This window comes from Thermomonas sp. (genome assembly GCF_020850895.1).
Taxonomy (GTDB): domain Bacteria; phylum Pseudomonadota; class Gammaproteobacteria; order Xanthomonadales; family Xanthomonadaceae; genus Thermomonas.
The window spans coordinates 1-2,638 of sequence record NZ_JADZDS010000137.1 but is presented as its reverse complement, the minus strand read 5'-3'; the positions used below and the strand labels follow the sequence as shown (position 1 = coordinate 2,638).

The window sequence follows — 2,638 nt, the reverse complement described above, 5'->3', positions numbered from 1 at the left end:
GCGCGGCGAAGTGGCGCCCGCGTTCGACATAGTTCCGATACGCACCGAAGCTGGGCGCACCCGGTGACAGCAGGATCACGCCACCTCCCGGCAATGCTGCACGCGCTTGGGCCACCGCGTCTGCCAGATCGGCTGCAGCATCCAACTGGAAACCGCTGGCTGTCGCCAGCGGTGCCAGCAGCGCGTGGATGCGCGGTCCGTTCTGCCCCATCGTGATGATCGCCCTGGGAGCATGGCTGCGCATCGCCTCGGCGAATTCGTCCCAGGGCAGGCCACGGTCGTGGCCACCAACCAGCACCGCCACCGGACGGTCGGCGTACAAGGCGAGCGCCGCCAGTGTCGCCATCGGCGTGGTGCTGATCGAATCGTTGACGTAGAGGATGCCGTCGCGCTCGCCGAGTGGCTGCAGGCGATTCGGAAGCGGCTGGAAGGTGAGCGATTGTCGTGCCAGCGCCGGCGCATCCAGTCCGAGGGCTTCCAATGCCGTCAGTACCGCGCACAGGTTGCTGCGGTTGTGCTGCCCCGGCAGCGGCATGGTGGCGGTGTCCATCACGCACACGTCGCCGCGGTGCAGCGCATCGCCGCGCAGATGCCAGCCCTGCGGATTGCCATACCAGCGGATTTCGCTGTCCGGTAATCGCAACTGCGCCAGCAGTGGATCGCCGGCATTGAGCACGGCGAACCGCGGTTTCGCTTCCGTCACCAGCGCCAATTTGTCGGCGTAGTAGCGCTGCTCGCCACCGTGCCAGTCGAGGTGCTCGGGATGCAGGTTGGTGACGATGGCGATGTGCGGGCGCGCGCCAGAGGCTGCTACATCCCGGGTTTGGTAGCTGGAAAGCTCGATCGCTCAGGCATCGGCCTGTGCATCCAGCAATTCCAGCAAAGGCAGGCCGATATTGCCGGCCAATGCGGTGCGCAGGCCCGCCGCGCGCAGCAGGTGCGCCAGCAGCGCCGAAGTGGTGCTCTTGCCCTTGGTGCCGGTGACGCAGATCGCATTCACGAGCCCGCCATTGACGTCGGCATGTTCGGCACACCACAGCGCGGTACCGCCGATGAAACGCGTGCCGCGTTGCGCGGCAAAGACGGCTTCCGGCTTGTTCGGGCTGATCCCGGGGGATTTGATGACCACATCGAACGCCGACAAGGCCTCGCCCGTTGCCTCGACTTCGACCAGCAAATTCGCATCGGCAAGCGTCTTGGCGTCGCTCGCTTCAGCAGGCGTTGCGAACAACGTCAGCGTCAACTCCGGGAGACGCGCACGCAGCGCGGCATACGCCGCCCGGCCTTCCCCGCCCCAGCCCCACAGCGCCACGCGCCGTCCTGACAGATCGGCGATGCGCAGGTGCTCAGGCAGCGAAGCGGTCACGCAGGCGCTCCCACAGCGCGGCCGGGATGCGGTGCTCGTCGTGCAGTGCCAGCAAGGGCTCGATCGCCAGTTCGCTGGCGTCCAGTTGCGGCTGGATCACGCGCACGAAGCGTTTGACCAGCGCGTCCTCGCGCCATTCCGGGCGCTGCGCCAGCGCAGCCAGTGCAGCGCGCGATTCGCGGCCTTCGCCCACACATTCAAACGGCTTGTGGTCGCCGTATTCCAGCAAGGCGTCGTAGCCGGCGGTCAGGGCCGGATCGTCCAGCAGGTTGCGGCCGACGATGCCGACCAGACGCAGCTTGGGCACGAACGGTGCCAGCGCGAGGAACACGAACAGGCACTTCGGACAGACCCCGCACCAGCGGGAGGTCGGGCGTTCGCCAAGGATGTGGAAGTTGCGGTTGCAGCTGGAGAAGCAATCGTCGTAACGATCACTCTTGCCGAACTGCCGCGCCACCGCCAATTCGGACAACGGCCGCAGCAACGAGTAGTACTGCAAGTCTGCGGCGACATGGCGCTGCAGGTAATCGCCGAACGCGGCTTCGAACGCCCAACCCTTCGACCATTGGTGGTTGACCTCGCCGGTGCCGGGAATCAGCGAGCCGTAGCTGGCCGAGCGCTCGTTGGAAAACACCACCTGATCCACGCCCAACAGCACGGCGGCGAAGGCGAGGATCGCCGAGTTCACCGCGGTCACCGGGATATGCCCGTTCCAGGCGCCCTGCCTGTTGAAATCGAACAGCTGCGGCGCGAGCTGGCGGCCGAGGTTGAGGGTGGACAGGCCGGTTCGTGCGGCACAGGCGGCGATCAATTGCGAACCGCCGATCCAGGTCACCGTCTGCGCCACGCCCAGCGCACGCAAGGCCTCGATGCTGACCAATGAATCCTTGCCGCCGCCGATTGCAACCAGTGCGTGGTGGCGCAGGCCAAGTGCCGGTGCCGCACCCTCACCCCCAGCCCCTCTCCCGGAGGAAGAGGGGAGCATTGCGGGAAAGCGAAGCTTCGCACCCAGATCCAATCCATTGCGATAGGCGAACTCGCCCAGCCCGTGGCGATAGATGTTTTCCAGCAGGGCCGCGGTGTCGGCATCGATGGTGTACGCATCGATGCGGATGTCGTCCGGCACCGCCGCCTTGTAATAGCTCACCCCGGCGATCAGGTGCAGCAGGCGCAACGCACGCTGCGCAGCCGCGACACGCGTTTCATCCAGCAAGAACGGCGCACCCGGCACGGTGACGGTCTCGACCAATTCCGGGCCGTCATCGAAGGCAT

At 66.3% G+C, this 2,638-nt stretch carries 1 protein-coding gene and 1 pseudogene; both read right to left on the bottom strand.

Annotation, left to right across the window (positions count from 1 at the left end; genetic code table 11):
* Positions 1–1,342, bottom strand: a pseudogene (gene murD, locus IT472_RS11735) (UDP-N-acetylmuramoyl-L-alanine--D-glutamate ligase); the annotation flags it as partial.
* A gap of 4 nt (positions 1,343–1,346) precedes the next feature.
* On the bottom strand, positions 1,347–2,638 hold a 1,292-nt coding region (gene murL / locus IT472_RS11730; RefSeq protein WP_297181745.1), incomplete at its 5' end, for a UDP-N-acetyl-alpha-D-muramoyl-L-alanyl-L-glutamate epimerase.